The sequence below is a fragment of the Ensifer sp. GW101-20A05 genome (assembly GCF_059424735.1).
The window spans coordinates 45336-67920 of the sequence record NZ_JBWKZT010000012.1 but is presented as its reverse complement, the minus strand read 5'-3'; the positions used below and the strand labels follow the sequence as shown (position 1 = coordinate 67920).

The following is a 22585-nucleotide window of genomic DNA, read 5'->3' as shown; positions in this document are numbered from 1 at the left end:
CTTACGGGCAAGAGACGGATTTTCCGTGAAGTTTGAAAGTTTATTTGAATAAAATTATCTGCATTCTCATTCTGGCAAAGCCAGAGCCGTGCGCTTCCAGAAGTTGGAAACGAGCGCTGGATCGCGCAACGCCTCGAGCCTCCTCCAGGAAGGGAAAGACATTTCAAAGACTTGCGGGCTCATGCGAGCATCCTTGTACGGATTGACCGCACCGCCTGCCTCCACCACGATGCGATCGAGCGCATCCAGCAGCTTTACTGTCCGTTCACCTTGATTGGCGAAGTCCAATGTCAAAGTAAAACCGGGTCGCGGGAAGGACAGAACGCCGCGCGAGCCGATATCGCCAAAACGCTTGAGAACCGTCAGGAACGACGCATGGCCGGCCCTGCGGGCCGTTTCCATGAGTTGCGCGGTGATCGCCGGTGCCCGCTCTGCCGGGTAGACGCTCTGGTGCTGATAGAGACCGCGTGGGCCGTAAAGCCTGTTCCAGGCGCCGATGGCATCCAGCGGATAGAAATAGGAGGTCCAGGGAACCGTCGTCACGGTTTCGCCAGGCTTTTCCTTGCGGAAGTAATATTCGTTGAAGGCCTTGAGCGTTGTCCGGTTCAGAAGATTGAAGGGCGGCGCGAAGGGCACCGAAAGCTTCAATCCCTTCGGGATATCGGGCAGTTCACAGGAGCCGTCGGCATGGTCGCCGGCCAGCAGTACGCCCCTGCCCGCGCGGGCTCCTATAGCGAGTTGGTCGATCCAGGCAACGGAATATTCGTGCTCCTCGTCGACCCGATCGACGAGGGCGAAGTATTGGTCGAGATTATCGAAGCGGATCGCATGCTGTTGCACGTGCGGCGACGGCACCTTCATCAGCCGCAGATCCACGGTCAGGATCAACCCCGTCAGGCCCATGCCGCCGATGGTCGCAGCGTAGAGTTCAGCGTTCTCTCCGGGCGAACAGGTCAATCGATCCCCGTTCGAGCGCAGAAGCGTGAAACCTGTCACGTGATTGCCGAAGGTGCCGCGCGCATGGTGGTTCTTGCCGTGCACGTCGTTGGCAAGTGCGCCGCCGACGGTCACGAAAGCCGTGCCGGGGGTGACCGGCAGGAAGAAGCGATGTTCGATCGCGCGTTCGAGCACCTCGCGCAACGTCACGCCGGCCTCGCAGGTCATCATGCCGGTGCCGGGATCGAAGGCGATGATCCGGCCATGCCGGCGGCTTTCGATCAGCGTGCCTCGGTCATTGTGGCAACTGTCGCCGTAGCTGCGGCCATTGCCGAAGGGCAAGTAGCCTTCCGCCTCCAGGCTGCCGAGGCGATCCTCATAGTCGTCAGGCGAAATGGCCGGCCGCGCGCGATTGTCGAGGCGGCCCCAGCTTTCATGGTCTTGCAAACTCATTGCGGCCCGATGGCTCCAAACAGTATCAACAGCGCGCCGACCAGCATGGTCAATTGGCTGCGCCAGTCACGCATGATGAAGACAACAGGGTCCTCATGCAGCATGCCGCGACGCGCGAGCATCCAGATGCGCAACAACATATAGAGCACCAGCGGGCAAAGCGGCCACAGCGCCCACGGCGTGGTGTACATTTCCTGGAGTTCCTTGCTGTGCACGTAGAGCGCAAGGACCAGAGCCGAGGTGAAAGCGGAAGCAACGCCAGCCTGCCCCACCATCTCGAAATCGACAGCGAGATAGCCGCGCCCCGGAACGTTGCCGCCATCCTTGTCGTCGAATTCGTGCAACTCGACAAAGCGCTTCACCAGCGCCAGGCTGAGGAAGAAGAAGATGGCGAAGGAGACCAGCCAGAAGGAGAGTTCCGTGCCCGTGGCCGCGGCACCGGCAACAATGCGCGTGGTGTAGAGGCCGGCGAGCGTGAAGACGTCGACCAACAGCTTGCGCTTCAGCACGAAGGTATAGGCAGTCGTCGCGCAGGCATAGAACGCCAGCACACCGGCAAATTTCCATGGCAGCAACAGCGTCAGCGACAGCGATGCCAGGACGAGGCAGCCGGCAAGAATGAGCGCTGTCGGCACCGACATCTGGCCGCTGGCGAGCGGCCTGTGACGCTTCTTTGCATGGCGGCGATCATTGGCGAGGTCCGAAAGATCGTTGATGACATAGACCGCCGAGGCGAGGAAGCTGAAGGCGAAGAAGGCGACGATGACGCTCATGATCGCGTCGAAATGCAGCACCTCATGATTGAGGATCATCGGCACGCCGATGAGTACGTTTTTCGCCCATTGATGCACGCGGATGGACTTCAACGGCGCAAGCGCGCTCACCTTGCCGGTCTCCAGCCGTTCCGCGTCATGATTGCGGCGCCACTTCTCCGCCGCAGCATCCGGGGCGACCACGATCGCACGCCGCGCTACCTCGAAAACGGCGATATCGTCACGGCTGTTGCCCATATAGTCGAAGGCACCGTCGCCGAAACGATCGACCAACGCCTGGCGCTTGCGGCTGCTCGTCAGATTGAGCGCATCGGTCGAATGCATGACCGAGGAAAAAAGTCCGACATGATCGGCAACGTCTCTGGCGACCGACGGCGCAGCACCGGTGACGAGCACCAGTTCGCGGCCCGCCTTTCTCTCCTCGGCGAGCCGATCGATGACGGCCTGCCGGTAGGGCCAGTCCTGAGCCTTGCGGCCGGAACGCAAGGCTACCTCATGCTTCAGCCGCGCCTTGCCCTTCGCCAACCAGAACAGCATGGGAAAGAGCATCAGGGGATTGCGCAAGAGAATGATCGCCGCACCTTCCCACAGCGTATCGGCGGCCAACAAAGTACCGTCCAGATCCACACACAGCGGAATGTGCCGTGTCTCGGTGCGCGCGTCCATGATTTCCATCCCAGCAATAATTGCCGGGCATGATGACGTCTTCAACTTTCCAGAGTGGAAACACGGGCCACAATCTCGCCCGGAAACTGTCGGGCTGGTTAACAAAAGTCAGCGGCGCGGACAAAGGTCAGCGGCGACCGATCCAGTTCAACGCATCCCGCCAGTCGGTCATGCGCACCGGGGTGCCGTGCGAGCCGGTTTCGAAGAGGACGAAGCGTGTCGGGTAGCCTTGGCCCTTCAGCGTGCGATAGAGCGCTTTCTGGCTCTCGGCCGGATAAACGCTGTCGCGGCTGCCATGGCTGAAGAACATGGGCAGCTTCGCCTTGTAGGCGGCGCTCTTGGTGAAATCGGGGTCACTTACGCCCCCCATGACCATCATGCCGCCGAGAGCCGCGACCGCGGAGGCATCGCGCGAAACGCCCCAGCAGATGAAGCTTCCCATCGAGGCGCAGGCCAGCACCACGGGGCGACCGCCGGAACGCTCGGAAACCTGTTTGACCAGGCCGGCAATATCAGCAGCACCTGCCGTGTCGAAGGAGCGGACGCTCGGCGCGTAGTAGACTCCGCCATTGGCGACGGCGAGGTTTTTCAGCCGGTTGAAGTTGCCGCCGAAGGAAAAATCGTTGGTGCCGAGCCGGCGATCACCGCCGCGGCCGTGGATGAAGATCACCGTAAAGGCAGCGCCGCGGTCCGGACCGACGCGGGTCACGTCAAGCGAGCGACCGCCAATGTCGAGCGTCTCGTTGACCTGCTCGCTTTTCACGCCCAGCGAAACATAGGCGCGCTTCACCCGGCGTTCCGGAATTTCGTCCCGTTCGTTGATGTCGCGCAGTTCCTGATATTCCACCGTCAGGTCGTCGCCGCCATCATTTTGTTGCAGCACCTTGGCATAGGAGAAAAGCTCATCCTTGAAGGGTTTCAACGTCTGCGCTTGAGCCGCGGAAGCGCCTGCGGCGAAGGCCGCAGCCAGAAAAAGCCGGCGAAACGGAAAAACAGTTGTGGACACGGCCAATGACGGGCTCCCTCTTTGGCCGGAAGCCTTGCCATCGCACGGACGCCAAAGCAACACTTGCTCCGTAACAGGGCCGCAAAGGCGGCATTTCACCTGCAAGCGATGCCCAGCATTCTCCTTTTGTTCGCTCTTTCGGCGGGAGTCTGGCAGAATTCAGGTGATTCGACCGCCGGGGGATGGCGGCAAAGTCGAGGTCTTGCTATGGCCTCTCCCCAAGTGACAGGAACGATCCGAACGGCCCCATGGACGACAACAGCGACCTCTTCTCCTCCGCGCCCCTGCAGCCGAAGCCTGCTGAAGCTGGAGCTCCGCCGCGCAAGCCGCCGACTGCGCCCGCTTCAGGCAGTGACGAACCGCGCCCTGCCCCGCGCGGCAGCGATGGCAGCGACTACGATGCTTCGGCGATCGAGGTGCTCGAAGGCCTGGAGCCAGTCCGTCGTCGTCCGGGCATGTATATCGGCGGCACCGACGAGAAGGCGCTGCACCACCTCTTCGCCGAAGTCATCGACAACTCGATGGACGAAGCGGTCGCCGGTCATGCGAATTTCATCGAAGTCCATCTCGACGCCGACGGTTTCCTGACGGTCACGGACAACGGCCGTGGTATCCCGGTCGAGAACCATCCGAAATTCCCCGGCAAGTCGAGCCTTGAAGTCGTCATGACCGTGCTCCATGCCGGCGGCAAGTTCGACGGCAAGGCCTACGAGACGTCGGGCGGTCTTCACGGTGTGGGCGTTTCCGTCGTCAATGCGCTTTCCGACGCGCTCGAGGTCGAGGTCGCCCGCAACCGCAAGCTCTACCGGCAGCGCTTCTCCCGCGGCATTCCGCAGGGCGGGCTCGAGGAACTCGGCGACGTTCACAATCGCCGTGGCACGCGCGTTCGTTTCCATCCGGACCCGGATATTTTCGGTCCGCACGCGCATTTCGAGCCCGGACGGCTTTTCCGCATGGCGCGCTCGAAGGCCTATCTCTTCGGCGGCGTCGAAATCCGCTGGTCCTGCGATCCGTCGCTGCTGCAGGAAGGCTCGGAGATCCCGGACAAGGCCGTCTTCCACTTCCCGGGCGGCCTGAAGGATTATCTTGCCGCCACACTCGGCAAGGAATTCACCGTCACCCGCGAGATCTTCGCCGGCAAGTCGGAGAAGGCCAACGGCCACGGCTCGCTCGAATGGGCCGTCACCTGGTATGGTGGCGACCAGCAGGTCCATTCCTACTGCAACACCATCCCGACGCCCGAGGGCGGCACGCACGAAGCGGGCTTCCGCATCGCGCTGACCAAGGGCCTGAAAAATTACGCCGAGCTAACGCAGAACAAGCGCGCGTCGATCGTCACCACCGACGACGTGATGATCTCGGCGGCGGGCATGCTGTCGGTCTTCATCCGCGAACCGGAATTCGTTGGCCAGACGAAGGACAAGCTCGCGACGGTCGAGGCACAGCGCATCGTCGAAAACGCGCTCCGCGACCCCTTCGATCACTACCTTGCCGACAATCCCGGAGAAGCCGCCAAGCTGCTCGACTGGGTGGTCGAGCGCGCCGAAGAGCGCGTCCGCCGGCGCAAGGAAAAGGAAGTCAACCGCAAGACGGCAGTGCGCAAGCTGCGCTTGCCGGGCAAGCTTGCGGACTGCTCGCAGAACACGGCCGAAGGCGCTGAACTCTTCATCGTCGAAGGGGACTCGGCTGGCGGATCGGCAAAGCAGGCGCGCAACCGCGCCAACCAGGCGATCCTGCCGCTTCGCGGCAAGATCCTCAACGTCGCGAGCGCAGGCCGCGAAAAGCTCAGCGCCAACCAGCAGATCACCGACCTCATTCAGGCACTCGGCTGCGGCACGCGTAGCAAGTACCGCGAAGAGGATTTGCGCTACGAACGCATCGTCGTCATGACCGACGCCGACGTCGACGGCGCGCATATCGCCTCGCTGCTCATCACCTTCTTCTATCAGGAGATGCCAGAGCTCATTCGCGGCGGTCACCTCTATCTCGCCGTACCGCCGCTCTATCGCATCAGCCAAGGCTCGAAGACGCTCTACGCCCGCGACGATGCGCACCGCGAAGAACTGATGCGGACTGAATTCGCCGGTCGTGGCAAGGTCGAGATCGGCAGGTTCAAAGGTCTCGGCGAGATGCTGCCGGCGCAGCTCAAGGAAACGACGATGGACCCGAAGTTTCGCACGTTGCTCAAGGTCGAGATCGACGAGATCGATTTCGAAGGCACGCGCGAGGCGGTGGACAATCTGATGGGGACGAAGGCTGACGCCCGCTTCCGCTTCATCCAGGAGCGCGCCGTGTTCGCCGAAAACCTGGACATCTGATTGGGCGATGGATGCGAAGGCGCATGGCGTTTTTGCGCGCCGCACTCCCTGAGAAATCAAGTTTGAGAACGGCGGCCCTCGCGCCGCCGTTTTGATTTTCAGCTCACGGCACCACTCGGCGTGGCGAGATCATGCCGCCTGGCGAACAGGCTTTTCCATGAACAGGCTGAGCGGATCCGGCTGATAGTCACCAAAGGGCGGACGCTCGATATAGCCGGCCGCCTTGTAAAGTCCGATCGCCTCGGGCTGATAGATGCCGGTTTCGAGGCGAATTGCCGTGTAGCCGAGTTCACCTGCGCGCGCTTCCAGTGCCTGCAACAGCAGCTTGCCGAGCCTCAGCCCCCTCGCCTCCGGATCGACGAACATACGCTTGATCTCAGCCGTACCGTCGCCGGCCTCTACCAGGGCGCAGCAACCGACGATGTTGTCGTCACGCCGCGCCACAAAGAAGGAAACCCCCGGCTGCTCCAGGCTCGAAAGGTCGACCATGTGGTTGCTTTCGGCGGGATAGAGCGAAGCGGCATAGGCGTCGGAGAGTTTCAGCAGACGCACGACCTGCGCTTGGCGTGGCGACTCCAGGGCTATGGTTACGGCAGGCAATTGTTTCGTCCTTGTCGATTTTAACTGTTTGCGGCCGGACGTTAGTGCCACCCGTACCGCCAGCCAATACGGCAAATGACGCAGGCGCGCCCGGTGCCACCCTATCAATCCGGCTAACGGGCTGAAACAATTTGTTCCCTGTCACCGGCAACGCCGCCCTATTTCGGGGAGAATCGCACAGGCATAGGTTGATCGCATCACAACCTCCAGGGACCGACAGGAACTCCATGCAAGCGGCGCTGATTGTCATGACCATTCTCGGCTGCGACCACGATGTCAGCCAATGCCAATACATCTCGACGGTCAACGGCACATGGCCGTCGATCGCCCAATGCGACACGGACTCGCAGGCGCAACTGCCGAAGTTCTCGAACGCCAACTATCCGGTCGTCGTCGCGGTTTGCGAAACCTCCGGCCCAGCCCTTGCCGACCTCACCCCACCACCGGCCGGCTCGCAACAGAGCCAGATGCCGCCCTCGCAGGTGACGGAACCGGAGCCGGAACAAAACCTGCCGAAACGGACGCTGGCTTTCCTGTCGGGTGCCATGCCGGACCGGGAGAAACTCAAGACCATCGTTACAAAGCCGGTGCACTACATCGAAGATGGCTATTCCTGGGTCGCTCGCCGCTTCACCAACTAGCGGGCACGCTCACACCAGACCAGTGCCGATCAGGCTTTCGGCGCTGGCCATGACCGCCTCTTCTTTGGTTCGTCGGCAGGCAGACGCGCCGGAAACGGCGATGCCGTGTGCATGACATAGGAAACGCCAGCGAAGGCATCGGCCCAGCCTTTTTGCCCAGCAGGTCCGCTTCAGCAAAACTCAGTTTGGCCGCCTCCGTGCCGCCGGCGGCGCGGATTGATCGTTCGATCTCCTCTGCGCGCGCTAGGTCCCGAACGGTGCCGCGTACGTCATAGCCCCGCCGCAACAAGAGGAGCGCGACGTGACGCCCGACAAAGCCGCCTATGCCGGTAACAGCAACGGTTGCGTCGGCCCTCGCGTTCATGCGTCAGTTCCTCATTGACCGCGAACCCGCAATCATCGGGCCGCCAGCAGTATTACGTCGCGGATACAATCCGCCGCAATAGAAGTCAGGCGGCCTGCCGCGCCGCAAGTTCCGCATAATTGCGAGCCGACTGCCGTTCCTCGGCAAATGCCAGGCGTTCGAGCAGATCGATCATCGCAGTATTGACCGAGGACGGGCTCTCATTCCGCAGCCGCGCGAGCAGCGCCGTGGAGACGGAAGCCGTGCTGTCGTTTCCAGCTGAAGTGTCCTGGCGCCAGAAAAGCACAGCCGCAGCAAAGGTTTCGCTGACATCGTGGCCGAGGCCGGCGCTCTCGAACAGAGCACGGATCGAATGAACGCGGCCGCCGGACAGGATGGAGCGCACGCGCTTCTCGCAAACGCCGGAGAGATCGACGATCGCGGCCGAGAAAAACTCCGCACGGCCGGTCACCAGCGCGTGCAGCAGGAAGGCTGGGGTCAGGCGGCCGGTCTCACGCAGATGCACCACGAGGCCAGGCAACTCGTCCACAGCCAGCGTCCCGGCCATGCCGACGGCAGCAATATCGCAAGCTTCCCGCATGATCCGCTGGACCCGGGCTTCGCCGATCGCCATCTGCACCAGGCCGAAGGCTGCCAGCGCCGCTCCCACCTCTTCCACCAGCGCGTGGCGGGCATCGCTTGGCAGGTCCGGCCGGGCAAGCAACAGGTCGCGCACGGCCGCGAAGCGGCCAAGACGCTCGGCAATGCGTTTCAACGATCGGCGCGACAGGTTGGCGCCGGCGTTTTCCAGGAGGATCAGAATTTCTTCCTCACCGCCGATTTCAGCGATTGCGGCCGATACGGCACGGGAGACGAAACTGCGCGCCGCGATCAGAGCGCGCGTTTCGAGCGTTCCCCTGGCAGCAAGGTCGACCAGATCCTCATCGGTCAGGACAGGCGAGCGGGATATGACGACATAGGCAATTTCCGGCTGGTCTTCGGCAAGGCCGAGAATGATGCCGCGCGGAACGGACGAGCAGCCACAAAGCGCATCAGCGAGTGCACGCCGAACCTTCGGCGACGGATCGTCGAGCAGGAAGGTCATCGCCATCTCAGCGGCGCGGCGATCGAGGCCATTCATCTGCGCGTCGACATAGGCGCGACCGAGCGCACTGGCGGCGCGGGTGCGTTCACCCGTTCTCGCCGTTTCCACCCAGCGAAGAAATGCTTGTATGATCACCTACGCCCCACTAGACCACGCCAATGCCACCGATGTTCAAACCCTAGCCGGCAAAGGTTTAAGATTGGTTCACCATGTCTGTTAACCGCTCCCAAACCATGAAGCCGTTGCTGATCGTTAAGGGTACGGCTCCGGCGATGGAAGTCGCTGTGCTCAATGCGCTCGCCGGTGTCATCATGGATATCGGTTGCGACACAGAAATAGTGCGCAGCATGGCGCGTTTGGCAGGCCGCAGCTTCGCCCTTCTTGCGCGCGTCGAACCGCTGGAGCGGCTGGACGAAGAGGCATTGAACCGGCTGCTCGACAGCGGTGTCGACGGTATCGTGCTTTCCGGATGCCGCGGGCGCGCCGACATACAACGGCTCGACGTGATGTTGCGGGTTGCGGAAGCCGCCAACGGTACCGCGCCCAACCGTATTCGGATCTATGCGGAATACGGCGGCTCGCCGGGAGGCCTGTTATCGCCCAATCCGCTGACAGGTTCGTCGTCCCGCCTGGAAGCGCTGATCTTCAACGGTGCAGCGTTGGCCAAGTCCCTTGGCTGTCTGGAGCCGACCAGCGCTCCCCATCAACGCGTCGCAGCGCCGATCCTTGCCGGACGAGCATATGTGGTCCTGAGGGCGTGCGAAGCTGGTGTGCCCGCCTATGAGGTGCTACCTGCTGCCACCCCCGACGAAGCCGCGACACGGTGGGCGCATTCACTGAGCCGGGACAACGGCTTTGCCTCGGTCGTTTGCAACTCGATCGAACAGGCAACGATCGTAAGCAACACGTGACCTATCAGGCGCGCAAAGTCGCTGATCTCAGAGGGTCGGGCGTGTCATCTGGAAGACGTCGCCGCCGTCGCAATAGTCCATGTAGCCGAGACGGGCGAGCGGCCTGACCGTCGCCATGTCGAAGCGGCCATCGCGGATTGCTTCCTTGCGGATATGAATGCCGACGACCTGGCCGATGACGACATAGTTGTCGGACACTTCGCCATCCAGGCCCTTCGGTTGAAACATCTCCGTCATCCGGCACTCGAGCGCAGCAAAGGCCTCACCGACGAACGGCGCCTTCACCAGAGTGCCGTCGACTGGCGTGAGCCCGGCGATCTCGAATTCACTCTCACCGTGCGGCGCGGGAATTGACGTCTTGTTCACAGCCTCGGCAAGACTGCGGCTGGCGAAGCTCGCCGTGAACTCACCGGTTGCTTCGATGTTGCGGACCGAATCCTTGTAGCCGCTCGATGAGAACATCACGAGCTTCGGCCGATCACTGATGGCATTGAAGAAAGAATAGGGCGCGAGGTTATGCGAACCGTCGCGCCCACGCGTGCCGATCCAACCGATCGGCCGCGGCGAGACGATGGCCTTGAAGGGGTCATGCGGCAAGCCGTGACGATTCGAGGCCGTATCGTAGAACATCAGGCGCCCTCGCCAACCCAGGTGACGATCTCTTCAAGCTCGGGCCTCGGCCGCTCCGTCGGCGGCACCATCGCAGTGCCGATATGAATGAAGCCGGCTGGCTTCTCACCCGGCTTGACGCCCAGCAAGGGATAGGCGCGCTCGTCGAAGGCAAACCATTCGGTCAGCCAGTTGGAGGCGTAGCCAAGTGCGTTTGCGGCCATCAGCAGGTTGAGGCACACGGCACCGGCAGACATCTGTTGCTCCCATTCCGGAATCTTGAAGTGCGGCGCAGCCGTGCTGACCACGGCGACCACGACCGGCGCCCGCGTCAGCCGCGTTTCCTCGACCTTGATCATTTCTTCCGAGAGATCGGGCTTCACTGCGAGCGCCATCGCCTTCAGCTCGGCGCTGATGCGCGCCCGCTCCTCACCGCGGTAGACGATAAAGCGCCAGGGTGCGAGCTTGCCGTGGTCCGGGACGCGGGAGGCGAGCTTCAACATCTCCTCGACCTCGGCCTTGCTGGGGCCGGGTTCGCCCATCTGGAATGCGGGGATCGAGCGACGGGACGCGAGATAATCAACAAGCTTAATTTCGGTTTTCATGTCGGATGAATTCCACTAATTTGCCGCAGCATCGGCAGCCACGAAAATGCCATATCGGCGTCCCAAGTGGAGTCACTCAGTCAGGAAGTCAACTGCTCTCATGCGTGCATGCTCTCGTATTTTCCTCAGAACCGGGCTCGCGATCCTTGTCGCCGGCGCTGCTGCAGGAAGCGTGCTTGCCGAGGATGCGACCCAGGCCTTCGAGAGTTTTCCTTCGATCGCCGGCCCGCGCAAGATGCCGAAGCTCACGGGCTTCAGCCCGATGACGACGGATCCGATCGCCGACGGTACCTTGAAGGATGTCAAGCTCGAGGCGCTGCTCACTGAGAAAGGCGCCCCGGTCGAGGCCGGCCTGACCTGGCGCGTGTTCAGCCCGATCCCCGGAAGCGACGGCAAGCTGCCGCTTCTTGCAACCTCGGAAGGTGGATCGACGGCGTTCAACGTCGTGCCGGGCGATTATTTCGTCAACGTTTCCTTCGGACGTGCCTCCGCGACGCGCAAGATCCGCGTGCCCCAGGAAGGCACGCTCGAAAAGCAGGTTCTGGTCCTGGATGCGGGCGGCATCAAGCTGAACGCCGTTTCCGGCAGCGATGTGCGCATACCACCGGCCGAACTCAGCTTCTCCGTCTATTCCGCCGATACCAAGAGCGACGGCGAACGGGCGCTCATCATGTCGGATGTGAAGCCGAACACGGTGATCCGGCTCGGCGCCGGAACCTATCATGTGACCTCGAGTTACGGTGCCACCAACGCCTCGACGGCCGCCGACATCCAGGTCGAAGCCGGCAAGCTGACGGAAGCGACCATCCAGCATCGCGCCGCCAAGCTGACGCTCAAGTTGGTCTCTGAGCCCGGCGGCGAAGCGATTGCCAACACCGCATGGACGATCCTGACGTCCGCGGGCGACACGGTGGACGAAGAAAACGGCGCCTTCCCGACGCTGGTTCTGCTCGAAGGCAGCTACTCCGCCGTCGCACGCTACAAGGACAAGATCTACGAACGCGACTTCGCCGTGAAGGCCGGCGTCAACACGGATGTGGAAGTGTTGCTCAGTAGCGGCGGCAACGACGCGAGTACCAACCCGGGCGCAATCTCCGACGCGGCCGACTAGGATCTTCTTCCAACATCAACCAGCTGACGCTACGTCAGCCTACCCGTCTCATGAACCGCCGGCGCGGCGGCGCCATGGAGAAGACCGCTTCATAGATGCGGGCCAGCAAATCCTTGCGGTCGCCACAGGCACCGAGGTCCTCCGGCGTCAGCACACGGCCGATGCGCGCGGCGATCGTCGTGCCCGACAGGCGGCGAAACTCGCGGATCAGCAGCGACAATCTCAGCGTCTGTGAAATCTTGCTCGCCAGGTGGAAAAAGGGACCGTTCTGTCCCTCGAAGTAGATCGGGATGACGCTCGCCCGTGCGGCCTGGATCAGCTTCGCCGGAAAGATCTTCCAGGGCAGGTCCTCGGCGCGGCCGAAACCCTTCGGCGCGGTCGCGACACCGCCGGCGGGAAAGATCACGATCGTCACGCCTTCCTTCAACAGGCGCAGCGCCTCATGGCGTGTCGCCATGTTGACCGCGAGCGCCTCCTTCGTCTCCTCGAACGACACCGGCAAGGAATAGGGCGCCATCTCAGGCACCTTCAGTAGTTCGTTGTTGATGAGGACGCGAAAAGGTCGGCCGAGCTGTTCGGCGAGCGCCAGCACCGCGATGCCATCGCCAATGCCGAAGGGATGATTGGCGATGATGACGATCGGCGTGTCGGGCAAGTGCCGCGGCGGCCACTCAACCTGGGTTCGCAGCTTCACGTCGATCAGTTGCAGCATTTCACCGAAGACCCGATCGCTCTTGCCGACAATGTCGGACCGCCAGCGCGTGTAAAGCTTTGCGTAGCGGTTGCGGCCCGACAGGCCTTCTATGGAGCGAATGAACCAGCGCTTCAGGCGCCGGTCGTTTTCATTGGCGTAGGACAGCTCTTTGAACTGCACGGAAATCTCCGATGGATATAATCTTATCCGGATATTCCGCTAATATGACAGTTTGCTGACAAAGCAAGTGCCCGGGGTATCAACCCCGGGCTTTCTTTTCCAACTTGCGCTTGAGGTCCGGGGCCATCGCCTCCAAGGCGAGCGACGCGATTGCCTCATCGAGCGACATTGCGGTCTGGGCCTGGGAGCCAAGACGGCGGATGTTGACCGAACGCTCCTCGGCTTCGCGCTTGCCGCAAACGATGATGACCGGAACCTTGGTCACCGAATGTTCGCGGACCTTGTAGTTGATCTTCTCGTTGCGGAAGTCGGTCTCGACGGTGAGGCCGGCGTCACGCAGGAGCTCGGCAACCTCGCGACCATAGTCGTCGGCTTCAGACGTGATCGTCGCGACCACCACCTGCAGCGGCGAAACCCAAAGCGGCATGTGGCCGGCAAAGTTCTCGATGAGGATACCAAGGAACCGTTCCATCGAGCCGCAGATGGCGCGGTGGATCATCACCGGCTGGCGCTTTTCCGATTCCTTGTCGATATAGAAGGCACCGAAACGCTCCGGCAGGTTGAAGTCGACCTGGGTCGTGCCGCACTGCCATTCGCGGCCGATGGCATCCTTCAGCGTGTATTCGAACTTCGGACCGTAGAAAGCGCCCTCGCCCGGCAGGATCCCGGTCTTGATGCGGCCTTCCGACTGCGCCTCGATCGTCTTCAGCACGTCCATCATCACGCTTTCGGCGCGATCCCACAGCTCGTCGGAGCCGACGCGCTTGTCCGGACGGGTGGAGAGTTTGACCACCACTTCCTTGAAGCCGAAGTCCTCGTAGACCGAGAGGATGAGGTCGTTGATGCGCAGGCATTCAGCCGCCATCTGCTCGTCGGTGCAGAAGACGTGGGCATCGTCCTGGGTAAAGCCGCGCACGCGCATCAGGCCGTGCAGAGCACCGGAGGGCTCGTAGCGGTGAACGTTGCCGAATTCGGCTAGGCGAACCGGAAGCTCGCGGTAGGACTTCAGGCCATGCTTGAAGATCTGGATATGGCCCGGGCAGTTCATCGGCTTCAGCGCGAAGACGCGGTCGTCGTCGGTTTCATCGCCGGCAACCGTCACCTTGAACATGTTGTCGCGGTACCAACCCCAGTGACCCGAGGTTTCCCACAGCGACTTGTCGAGCACCTGCGGCGCATTGACTTCCTGGTAGGTGTTCGCAAGCCGACGGCGCATATAGGCCGTCAGCGTCTGGAACATGCGCCAGCCCTTGCCGTGCCAGAAGACGACGCCCGGACCCTCTTCCTGGAAATGGAACAGGTCCATTTCGCGGCCAAGGCGGCGGTGATCGCGCTTCTCGGCCTCGGCGAGCACGTGGAGATACTGGTCCAGCTCTTCCTGTGTGTGCCAGGCCGTGCCGTAGATGCGGGTCAGCATCGCGTTGTTGCTGTCACCGCGCCAATAGGCGCCGGCCACCTTCATCAGCTTGAAGGCGGTGCCGATCTGGCCGGTCGAGGCCATGTGCGGACCGCGGCAAAGGTCGAACCAATCGCCCTGGTAATAGATCTTGAGATCCTGTCCCTCGGGGATCGCATCGACGAGCTCGACCTTGTAGGCCTCGCCCTTGTCGGCAAAGATCTGACGCGCCTTTTCGCGCGACCAGACTTCCTTGGTGAAAGGCTTGTTGCGGGCGATGATCTCCTTCATCCGCTTTTCGATGAGCGGCAGATCATCCGGCGTGAAGGGCTCGTTGCGGGCGAAGTCGTAGTAGAAGCCATTGTCGATGACCGGACCGATAGTCACCTGCGTTCCCGGCCACAGTTCCTGCACGGCCTCGGCCATCACGTGTGCGGCATCGTGACGGATAAGCTCAAGCGAACGCTTGTCGTCGCGCACGACGATCTCGAGCCGGCCATTGGTCACCGGATCGGACAGGTCGCGCAGCTCGTCGTCGAGCGCAATCGCGACCGCCTTCTTGGCGAGCGACTTCGAAATCGATTCTGCCACGTCACGGCCGGTCGTGCCGAAAGGATATTCGCGCACCGAGCCATCTGGAAATGTAAGGGAAACAGGATTCGACATGATGATCTCCTATCCAGTCCCGCCAACGAATGCGGGTGGTATGGTTGACCGGAAACGACCGGTGAATTGACGATACAGCGTCGCATCCGTCAGACGCGCAAAGGTCGCTGTAGTGCTTTGGATTGCCGCATGTTTTGCCCTAGGCCGAGACGACCCAGGAAAACACGCCGTAGCCTGATAAAGGGTTTTCGAAAGTGAGTAAAGGCGAAGGCTGCGACAGAGCCTAGCCGCGCAGCATCTCGGCGAGCCCCTTCACGGTGTTCCAGTTGCGAAACGTCCCGATGCCCAAACGCTTGGTCGTCATTGCACCCAGCAGTTTCGATTCGCTTGCCTTGCCGGGAAAATGCACCCAGAGATCGCCGTCAACGATTGCCAGACGTTCCCCAGCGACGCAGTAACGCTGAAGTCCTTCGAGCGCGGGTTCGGTGAGCGGGTCGCGCATCACGCGGACATGCACGCGCCTGGCATCCTCTTCGCCTTCGTCGTGAAATGGATTGGATGCCGCGAGCTTCAGCCAACCGGCACCGGAACGGACAATGATGTCGACATGCCGACCGAATGTCTCGGAGAAGGCCTTCTCAAGCGGCGATTCTAAGTCGCCGATGGACGTTTGTCCGGTCTCGAACACGAGATTGCCGGTCGCAACCAGGGTTCGCGGCGAGCGATAGCCGAGGCCTTCGGCCATCTCTCTGAGATCGGCCATCACGACACGTCGCCCGGCACCAAGAACAATGCTGTAAAGCAAGGCAACGTAGCTGTTCATCCACCCTCCCTTCAGGCTCGCCAGAAATCGGCAGCGCCTGCCGGAAGCCGGGCAAGAACCCGGTCGAGCTTCACCTCATCGAGGTTGCGACGCAAGGCGCCAGCCACGTCGGCAATGGCGCTGTCGGGGGAAATATTGTGATCCGGCCGCAGCGACTGCACCTCGCGGGTCATGGCGATGCGGCCCGAAAACGGGACCCTCGGTTCTTCGAGGTCCCATTCGGCCACGAAAATCGCGCGCAGCACCGGCGGCAAGACATCCGCGAACAGGATGGCATCCTCCAGCTCCAGCCGCCGCCGAAACGTCTGCAGCACGGCCTGCACCATCGTGTAGGCCTGGTTCGTCGTCTGCAGCCCGGCAAGGTCGCGCGCGTCGACGATGAAACGCTCGAAATCCGCGGAGGCCTGACGGTATTCCATCGGCATGGTCATGGTGGTCATCCAGCCTTCGGCCGCGGCCGCCAGTAGCGCCACGGCGTGTACCAGGTCAGGCGAGGTTCAAGCCGTTCCGGAACCGGATCGAAGCCGTGCGTTCCGCCCGGACCGCAGCGCGCCACGCGAAACAGCGTCATCCACCCTCCGGCCCAGATGCCATGGCGGGCGATTGCCTCATAGCCGTATTCCGAACAGGTCGGCAGGTGCCGGCACGAATTGCCGATGAAGCTCGAAAGCGTGAGCTGATAGATACGGATCAGCGCCATCCCGATCAGCCGCCCCGGCGTCTTGCGAAACGGACCATCCCAGTTTCGGCCACGCACTGCAGGCTTCGCACCGTTGTCCGGCGTATGCCGACAATTCGGTTCGCCGCACATGTCAGACGGCCGCGAGCAGTCGCTTGGCCTCGATCTGCTCGATGGCATCGACGACGGCATCAAAGGTCAGCATCGTCGACGCGTGACGCGCCTTGTAATCCTTCACCGGACGCAGGAAGCGCATATCCTCGAAGCGCCCGGATGGGCCCTCGCCGTCCGCCTTCAACATGGCCAGCATGTCCGCGCGCGCCTGTCGGATTTCTTCCGCGCCGGCGCCGACGACATGGCGCGCCATGATCGAGGACGAGGCTTGGCCAAGCGCGCAGGCCTTCACGTCATGGGCAAAATCGGTGACCACGTCGCCGTCCATCTTCAGCCAGATATGCACTTTCGAACCACAGAGCTTCGAGTGCGCGGTCGCGTCCGCGTCGGCGTCGGCAATCGTTCCGATGCGCGAAATATTGCCGGCAAATTCGAGAATTCGGCTGTTGTAGATGTCATCCATCATTTGACGCGATCCGGCTGATTTTTCGCGGTTTTGAGTGATCGACGCATGATTTTCTCCGGTAGGCAGGAAAAAAGCACGACGCGACACGCTCCGCCTCTTTCATCTCTGTGGCACCATACTATATGCTATGTCGTGTTGGGGCGACAGTTCCGCAAGAGGAACAATGTCGCCTGTTGTTTGGGAAACCGTGCCGGAAGGTCCAGTGCACTGCTAAGCCAGGACCGGAAAGCCCCGGAGCCCGCCAACGGAACCCAAGCCTGCAGGGTTAGGCGAATGGCCAGTGGCGAGTTGTCCGAAAGATAAAACGTCAAGCAATCCCGTATTGCTAAAAGAGGCCATTATGGACGCCATAGTGAAGAATTTTCCCGTGCTCGACGATGCGAGCGGCCGCCCGACCCAGAAGGAGGCCGAGGAAGCCGTGCGCGTTCTCCTGCGCTGGGCCGGTGAAGATCCGGAACGCGAAGGGCTGCTGGACACGCCGGCGCGCGTCGCCAAGTCCTACCGCGAGCTTTTCAGCGGCTATGATCTCGCTGCCGAAGACGTACTCGGACGGACCTTCGAGGAAGTCGCCGGTTACGACGACATGGTGCTCGTCAAGGACATCCCGTTCTATTCGCATTGCGAGCATCACATGGTGCCGATCATCGGCAAAGCGCATGTCGCCTATCTGCCGAATGGCCGCGTGCTCGGCCTTTCCAAGATCGCCCGGGTGGTCGATATCTATGGCCGCCGGCTGCAGACGCAGGAATCGATGACGGCGCAGATCGCCAAGGCGATCGACGAAACGCTTGCCCCGCGCGGCGTCGCGGTGATGATCGAAGCCGAACATATGTGCATGGCGATGCGTGGCGTGCAGAAGCAAGGCTCGACAACGCTCACCACCACATTTACGGGTACGTTCCAGACGGAACCGGCTGAACAGGCCCGGTTCATGACGATGCTCAGGGGCTTTAAGTAAGGCTCCGACAGACGGAGCCTTTCCATGACGCTCACCTTCGACGCTCCCTCCTCCAACAAGGCTGAACTGGAAACCGGTCCGGCCTTCACCCCGCGCTTCGATGAAAAGGGGCTGATCACGGCTGTCGTCACGGATGCGCGGGACGGTGAGCTTTTGATGGTCGCCCACATGAACGCCGAGGCCCTGGCTTTGACGATCGAGACGGGTGTCGCGCACTATTACAGCCGTTCGCGCAAGAGCCTCTGGAAGAAGGGCGAAAGCTCCGGCAACCTGCAGACGGTCAAGGAGATCCGCACCGATTGCGACCAGGATGCGATCTGGTTGAAAGTGTCCGTCGCCGGTCACGACGCCACCTGCCATACCGGCCGCCGGTCCTGCTTCTACCGCACGGTCGGCGCCGAAAACGGCAAGGCCATGGTCGAAATCACCGACGACCATAGGCACTTCGACCCCGCAGAAATCTATGATAAAAATTAAGCATCGCGCATCTTTTTGGTGCGGGCACATGCTATATTTATCTTTTGGAAACCAAGCGAGCGCCTAATCCTTTGGCAAGGATGCGGCGCTACGAAGGAACGGCAACGTTCCCGGCTGTATTGCAAACTGTATCCAATGTTTATCGATCCTGCCGCAATCGGCGACGGGATCGGTGATATACCTAAGAACGGTGCCAGTCTTTCAGCAATGGACAGGACGAGGCCGGCACCTGCGCCGGCTTGGCGGAGCCTCCCCAGGACGCGTGCAAGAAATTGCGTTCCTTCAGGATCGAAACCGATCCCTGAAAGTTAAGTCAGTCGTGAATTACCACAGCGACCTTCGCGCATCTTCATCGACGTGTCGCGCTGCGGAGTATTCGGCGGTGTTGGAGGTGCCGGATGTTGAATTGGACTTTTACGCGTAGCAACCAGATTGCAGATCTGTCCGGCCCGGACGGCACATCGATTTCAACAACACCACCAGAACCTGCGACACCTCCGCAGAGACCGAAGATCGCAATTGCCCTTGGGGGCGGCGCCGCGCGCGGCTGGGCCCATATCGGCGTGCTGCGAGCGCTCGACGAAGAAGGCATCGAAGTTGGCATGATTGCGGGCACCTCGATCGGCGCGCTCGTCGGCGGTTGCTATCTTGCCGGCAAGCTCGACGAACTCGAGACCTTCGCACGCTCCCTCACCGTCCGGCGGATTGCGGGACTGCTCGATTTCGCTATTGGCGGCGGCGGTCTCTTTGGCGGACTGAGGCTGACCAAGCGCATGCAGGAGCATCTGCAGGGACTTAGCATCGAAAGCCTCGACAGGCCATTCATTGCCGTTGCGACCGAAGTGCATAGTGGGCATGAGGTTTGGCTCGAAAAAGGATCGCTCATCACCGCGATCCGCGCTTCCTACGCCTTGCCCGGCATCTTCGAGCCGATCAAGGCGAACGGACGCACGCTCATCGACGGCGCGCTCGTCAACCCCGTCCCGGTCTCTGTCTGCCGCGCTCACGAGCAGCAGCTCGTCGTCGCCGTGAACCTCAACTACGAGCTCTATGGCCGCTCAGCCGTCGTCAAACACAGCGCCGGCATGGGGACGCCGGATGCCCCGGCGCAGGAAAAGGAAGCGACCCTTCACTCCCGCCTCGGCATGACCGGCGTGATGGTTCAGGCCTTCAACATCATCCAGGATCGTATTTCCCGTGCTCGTCTTGCCGGCGACCCTCCGGACCTGGCTTTGCACCCCAAGCTCAACGATATCGGCCTATCGGAGTTTCACCGTGCAGGTGAGGCGATCGACCGAGGCTACCACGAAGCGAAGGCCAAGCTCGTGGAGATCCGCCGGATGCAGGACGCCCTCGTGCGCTGACGAGCGATCTTCCGTCGATCTGTTGCGGGTTATCCGCGCAGCGATTGTGCGCGGGGTCGTTGTCCCATTACGGGGAATGCGTCGCGAACCGCAAGCAGGCCGCATCGCGCCATAAGACCTTGCCGCCCGATCGCTACAGCGCCGCGCGCCTTATCAGACACGCAAAGGTCGCTGCAGCACTTTGATTTTCTGCATGTCTTTGTCCTTAAATCGAGGTCGATTTAAGGAGACATGCAGTAGGCACGAACAGGGCAAAGTACCTGAGGTGGATAAGGGGGCGGCGCAGGCTGCCTTCCCATTTAGCCGGCGATATAGGCCTTGATCTGCTCGGTCTCGTGCTCGATCGCACGGATGTGGTGTTTGATCACGTCGCCGATCGAAACAATGCCGGCGAGCTGGCCATTTTTTTCGACCGGCAGGTGGCGGGCCCTGAGCTTGCTCATCATTTCCATCAGGGCCTGAACGGACATTTCCTCGGTGCAGCAGTAGACATTTTGCCACATGACGGCCGCGACCGACCTTTCGAGACAGGTCGCTCCCTGCTTGGCGATCGCTGCGACGATGTCGCGCTCGGTGAGGATGCCTGCGATCTGATCATCCGCATCTACGATGATGACCGCACCGATATGATTGTCACGCAAGAGAATGGCAGCCTGTTGGACTGTCATCTGCGGGCCGACCGTTACGACGTTGCGACCCTTTTCATCGAGTATTGCTTTTACTGACATGCGCACATCTCCCGTTGCGACAACTCCGGGTCGGCAGGGCAAGGTCCAGCCGTCTCTCGTGCGGTACGGTCGGGCGATGGAACCTGTACCCTGGCCGCTTATGATCGCCTGCCCGCGTGCTCCTCAGACGCGGACGGGCTTTCTATACCCGGCATTCACGGGCCGCCTAGCCTTTCGACAATCGGCGACCGTAACAAATGGTGCGCCAGCGCTCCGGGGAAATCAAGCGCTCACAAGCGCCGTCCGCCGATCTTTCGACGTCGTCAGTCGCGGGGGTCGAAAAGGCCGAAGAGAAGGAAGCCGAAGAGGAAGCCGCCGATATGCGCTTCCCAGGCGATGCTACCCGCCCCCCCAGGCGTGAACATGCCGAGCCCGATCAGAAAGTTGGTGAGGAACCAGATCCCGGCGAACATCACGACAGAGCGATTTGCCAGCGCCTCACTGACGGGCAGCCGCCGGTTGAGATGGGCAAATTGCCGGCTGATCCGCCCGCTTGGCGAAAAGACGAAGCGCGCCGCCGCGCCCATGAAACCGGAAACGACGCCCGAGGCACCGACGACCACGATCATCTCGCCCCAGTGAAATGCCGTGTGCAGCGCAACTGCGGCCGCAGCCGAAAGGCACCAGAATACCGCAAGCCGTCCCATGCCGATGCGGCGCACGACCGGCGCACCGAAAGCGACCATCCAGAAGATATTGAAGATCAGGTGCTCCCAGCTGCCATGCAGGAACGAATAGGTAATGGGGCTCCAGAGCCAGGCGAGCCCCTGCTCGGCCAGGGGATGATCGTAGCGCGCCGGCAGAAAGGCGAAGTTGAAGATGATCTCCTGATCGATCGCAGGCGGCAGAACATAGGTGCGCAAGGCATGAATGGCGATCAGAAACAGCAGAATGCCGGTAAGTCCGGCCGGCAGATTGAAGGCAGGCTCACGTGACGGACTGGCGGCGCTGTCCCGGTCCGTCTCCGGTGGCGTTGCCGTCTGATCTCGTTCCATGGTTGCTGCTTTCTCCATCGATTGGCCCGTTCGATCGCATTCGATCGAGGCGATGGCATGACATCGCGGGATTCGGACCGGACTGGGGCGACCAGCCATAAGCAAACAAAAAAAGACCGTCCAGTAAAAACTGAACGGTCGCCAAGCTCAGATCCGAGCTCCAGTTCAAGTGCCGAAGCCAACGCTTCGTGAAGTCATGTCTTTCAGTGCCAGTCGCAGTGCTCCAGCGCAATCGAAACCATTCGTTAACCTTAATTTCGAGCTGGCATGCTTTTCGCTCCATTGATCTCAAGACCGCAATGATCGGCCAAACATGTGCCAGACCGGCACAAGCGGGCCGCAGAAATGGAATGAACGCAAGATGCGCAGCAAGACGACCATGGAGCTTTTCCGATACTGGAACACCATTCGCGGCAAGCGCGACCTTCCCTGTCGGGACGAACTCGAGCCGGGGGACATCCGCGCACTGTTGCCCAACCTGTTTATTCTCGAGCGCGATCGCAACGGCATCTCGTTTCGTCTTGGGGGAACCCATGTCTGCGCACTCTTCGGCCTTGAACTGCGCGGGCGACAATTCGGCATGCTGTGGCTGAACTCGCAGGCTGCCAAGACGCAGCGCATCGCCGGCCAGGTGATGACGCACCGGGTGCCTGTGATGCTGTCCGCCAAAGGGCGCACAGCCGATGCACGCGAGGTCGAGGTCGAAATGCTGCTGTTGCCGCTCGCCTCAACCGAGGGTGCAAGCGACCGAATCCTTGGCGCGCTCTCGCCACTTTCCCGCCCGTACTGGTTGCATGCGACATCGGTGGAAGGCCTCGACGTCACCGGCATGAAAATCCTCGACCCCGACCGCACAGCCGTGTTTCGCGAAGAGCCGGCGGTGGAACACGTCTCCCCGCGTGCAGAATCCCGCGCTGGCGAAGGGTTTTTGGGAGAGTCCCGTCGTGTCGGACATCTTCGCATTCTGGAGGGCGGACGACGCGAATGATCGCCGCTGCTGTCCCGGGTTGGCCACGCGGACCAACCGC

At 61.6% G+C, this 22585-nt stretch carries 24 protein-coding genes; 8 read left to right on the top strand and 16 right to left on the bottom strand.

Annotation, left to right across the window (positions count from 1 at the left end):
- Positions 1 to 66 precede the first annotated feature (66 nt).
- The 3 genes from AC070A_RS25150 to AC070A_RS25140 all read right to left on the bottom strand — a co-directional run bounded on the left by AC070A_RS25150 (position 67) and on the right by AC070A_RS25140 (position 3840).
- Positions 67 to 1389: an FAD-binding oxidoreductase gene (locus AC070A_RS25150; RefSeq protein ID WP_162770908.1), complete on the bottom strand. Its 1323-nt coding sequence runs from the start codon at positions 1387 to 1389 to the stop codon at positions 67 to 69.
- Positions 1386 to 2828: a UbiA family prenyltransferase gene (locus AC070A_RS25145; protein WP_113736735.1), complete on the bottom strand. Its 1443-nt coding sequence runs from the start codon at positions 2826 to 2828 to the stop codon at positions 1386 to 1388. Before AC070A_RS25145 ends, AC070A_RS25150 begins: the two co-directional genes overlap by 4 nt.
- A gap of 127 nt (positions 2829 to 2955) precedes the next feature.
- Complete coding sequence (locus tag AC070A_RS25140; protein ID WP_112947123.1) at positions 2956 to 3840, bottom strand: alpha/beta hydrolase; 885 nt, start codon at positions 3838 to 3840, stop codon at positions 2956 to 2958.
- Positions 3841 to 4082: 242 nt separating this feature from the next.
- On the opposite strand from AC070A_RS25140, the gene parE reads away from it, so the two are divergent.
- On the top strand, positions 4083 to 6152 hold the full coding sequence (gene parE / locus AC070A_RS25135; protein ID WP_057255634.1) for a DNA topoisomerase IV subunit B: 2070 nt from the start codon (positions 4083 to 4085) through the stop codon (positions 6150 to 6152).
- A 129-nt stretch (positions 6153 to 6281) separates the two neighbouring features.
- Here the strand turns inward: parE and AC070A_RS25130 are convergent, their stop codons facing one another.
- Positions 6282 to 6752 carry a GNAT family N-acetyltransferase gene (locus AC070A_RS25130; RefSeq protein ID WP_057255633.1) on the bottom strand — a complete coding sequence of 157 codons (471 nt, stop codon included), beginning with the start codon at positions 6750 to 6752 and terminating at the stop codon, positions 6282 to 6284.
- A gap of 227 nt (positions 6753 to 6979) precedes the next feature.
- Between AC070A_RS25130 and AC070A_RS25125 the strand changes: the two genes are divergently transcribed.
- Positions 6980 to 7393 carry a hypothetical protein gene (locus tag AC070A_RS25125; RefSeq protein WP_057255632.1) on the top strand — a complete coding sequence of 138 codons (414 nt, stop codon included), beginning with the start codon at positions 6980 to 6982 and terminating at the stop codon, positions 7391 to 7393.
- Here AC070A_RS25125 and AC070A_RS25120 read toward each other — a convergent pair.
- Positions 7383 to 7757: a GDP-mannose 4,6-dehydratase gene (locus AC070A_RS25120; protein WP_113736705.1), complete on the bottom strand. Its 375-nt coding sequence runs from the start codon at positions 7755 to 7757 to the stop codon at positions 7383 to 7385. The genes AC070A_RS25125 and AC070A_RS25120 overlap by 11 nt on opposite strands.
- 85 nt (positions 7758 to 7842) lie before the next feature.
- Positions 7843 to 8976: a DUF2336 domain-containing protein gene (locus tag AC070A_RS25115; RefSeq protein WP_113736704.1), complete on the bottom strand. Its 1134-nt coding sequence runs from the start codon at positions 8974 to 8976 to the stop codon at positions 7843 to 7845.
- A gap of 74 nt (positions 8977 to 9050) precedes the next feature.
- Between AC070A_RS25115 and AC070A_RS25110 the strand changes: the two genes are divergently transcribed.
- Positions 9051 to 9752, top strand: coding sequence for an aldolase (locus AC070A_RS25110; RefSeq protein ID WP_113478417.1), 702 nt, complete (start codon positions 9051 to 9053; stop codon positions 9750 to 9752).
- Between the two features lie 27 nt (positions 9753 to 9779).
- Here AC070A_RS25110 and AC070A_RS25105 read toward each other — a convergent pair whose 3' ends face one another.
- Complete coding sequence (locus AC070A_RS25105) at positions 9780 to 10382, bottom strand: flavin reductase family protein (protein ID WP_113736703.1); 603 nt, start codon at positions 10380 to 10382, stop codon at positions 9780 to 9782.
- Entirely contained in the window at positions 10382 to 10966 is a 585-nt protein-coding gene (locus tag AC070A_RS25100; RefSeq protein WP_057255628.1) for a nitroreductase family protein, read from the bottom strand. Before AC070A_RS25100 ends, AC070A_RS25105 begins: the two co-directional genes overlap by 1 nt.
- A gap of 100 nt (positions 10967 to 11066) precedes the next feature.
- Between AC070A_RS25100 and AC070A_RS25095 the strand changes: the two genes are divergently transcribed.
- A complete protein-coding gene (locus tag AC070A_RS25095; RefSeq protein WP_113736702.1) occupies positions 11067 to 12077 on the top strand; it encodes an RgsD C-terminal domain-containing protein in 1011 nt (336 codons plus the stop codon).
- 34 nt (positions 12078 to 12111) lie between these two features.
- Here the strand turns inward: AC070A_RS25095 and AC070A_RS25090 are convergent, their stop codons facing one another.
- The 6 genes from AC070A_RS25090 to AC070A_RS25065 all read right to left on the bottom strand — a co-directional run bounded on the left by AC070A_RS25090 (position 12112) and on the right by AC070A_RS25065 (position 17035).
- Positions 12112 to 12951: a lysophospholipid acyltransferase family protein gene (locus tag AC070A_RS25090; protein ID WP_113736701.1), complete on the bottom strand. Its 840-nt coding sequence runs from the start codon at positions 12949 to 12951 to the stop codon at positions 12112 to 12114.
- A 79-nt stretch (positions 12952 to 13030) separates the two neighbouring features.
- On the bottom strand, positions 13031 to 15013 hold the full coding sequence (gene thrS / locus AC070A_RS25085; RefSeq protein WP_113736700.1) for a threonine--tRNA ligase: 1983 nt from the start codon (positions 15011 to 15013) through the stop codon (positions 13031 to 13033).
- A gap of 223 nt (positions 15014 to 15236) precedes the next feature.
- Complete coding sequence (locus AC070A_RS25080; protein WP_113736699.1) at positions 15237 to 15776, bottom strand: DUF1697 domain-containing protein; 540 nt, start codon at positions 15774 to 15776, stop codon at positions 15237 to 15239.
- A gap of 11 nt (positions 15777 to 15787) precedes the next feature.
- A complete protein-coding gene (locus tag AC070A_RS25075; protein ID WP_058320555.1) occupies positions 15788 to 16216 on the bottom strand; it encodes a DUF2267 domain-containing protein in 429 nt (142 codons plus the stop codon).
- Positions 16213 to 16587: a membrane protein insertion efficiency factor YidD gene (yidD, locus tag AC070A_RS25070; RefSeq protein ID WP_058320554.1), complete on the bottom strand. Its 375-nt coding sequence runs from the start codon at positions 16585 to 16587 to the stop codon at positions 16213 to 16215. The genes AC070A_RS25075 and yidD overlap by 4 nt, the downstream gene beginning before the upstream one ends.
- Before the next feature lies 1 nt (position 16588).
- Positions 16589 to 17035 carry an iron-sulfur cluster assembly scaffold protein gene (locus tag AC070A_RS25065; protein WP_113736698.1) on the bottom strand — a complete coding sequence of 149 codons (447 nt, stop codon included), beginning with the start codon at positions 17033 to 17035 and terminating at the stop codon, positions 16589 to 16591.
- A gap of 340 nt (positions 17036 to 17375) precedes the next feature.
- Between AC070A_RS25065 and folE the strand changes: the two genes are divergently transcribed.
- The 3 genes from folE (at position 17376) to AC070A_RS25050 (ending at position 19834) form a co-directional block, all read left to right on the top strand.
- On the top strand, positions 17376 to 17993 hold the full coding sequence (gene folE / locus AC070A_RS25060; protein WP_057255621.1) for a GTP cyclohydrolase I FolE: 618 nt from the start codon (positions 17376 to 17378) through the stop codon (positions 17991 to 17993).
- A 24-nt stretch (positions 17994 to 18017) separates the two neighbouring features.
- A complete protein-coding gene (hisI, locus tag AC070A_RS25055; protein WP_058320553.1) occupies positions 18018 to 18470 on the top strand; it encodes a phosphoribosyl-AMP cyclohydrolase in 453 nt (150 codons plus the stop codon).
- A 398-nt stretch (positions 18471 to 18868) separates the two neighbouring features.
- Positions 18869 to 19834: a patatin-like phospholipase family protein gene (locus AC070A_RS25050; RefSeq protein ID WP_057255619.1), complete on the top strand. Its 966-nt coding sequence runs from the start codon at positions 18869 to 18871 to the stop codon at positions 19832 to 19834.
- Between the two features lie 299 nt (positions 19835 to 20133).
- On the opposite strand, the gene AC070A_RS25045 is transcribed toward AC070A_RS25050, so the two are convergent.
- Together AC070A_RS25045 and AC070A_RS25040 are read right to left on the bottom strand one after the other, a co-directional pair.
- Positions 20134 to 20562, bottom strand: a complete 429-nt coding sequence (locus AC070A_RS25045; protein WP_057255618.1) for a CBS domain-containing protein — start codon at positions 20560 to 20562, stop codon at positions 20134 to 20136.
- A gap of 263 nt (positions 20563 to 20825) precedes the next feature.
- The gene (locus AC070A_RS25040) at positions 20826 to 21557 is read right to left on the bottom strand and encodes a rhomboid family intramembrane serine protease (RefSeq protein ID WP_058328551.1); all 732 of its coding nucleotides are present in this window, start codon (positions 21555 to 21557) and stop codon (positions 20826 to 20828) included.
- Between the two features lie 361 nt (positions 21558 to 21918).
- On the opposite strand from AC070A_RS25040, the gene AC070A_RS25035 reads away from it, so the two are divergent.
- Positions 21919 to 22545, top strand: coding sequence for a PAS domain-containing protein (locus tag AC070A_RS25035; RefSeq protein ID WP_063891421.1), 627 nt, complete (start codon positions 21919 to 21921; stop codon positions 22543 to 22545).
- Positions 22546 to 22585: the final 40 nt, after the last annotated feature.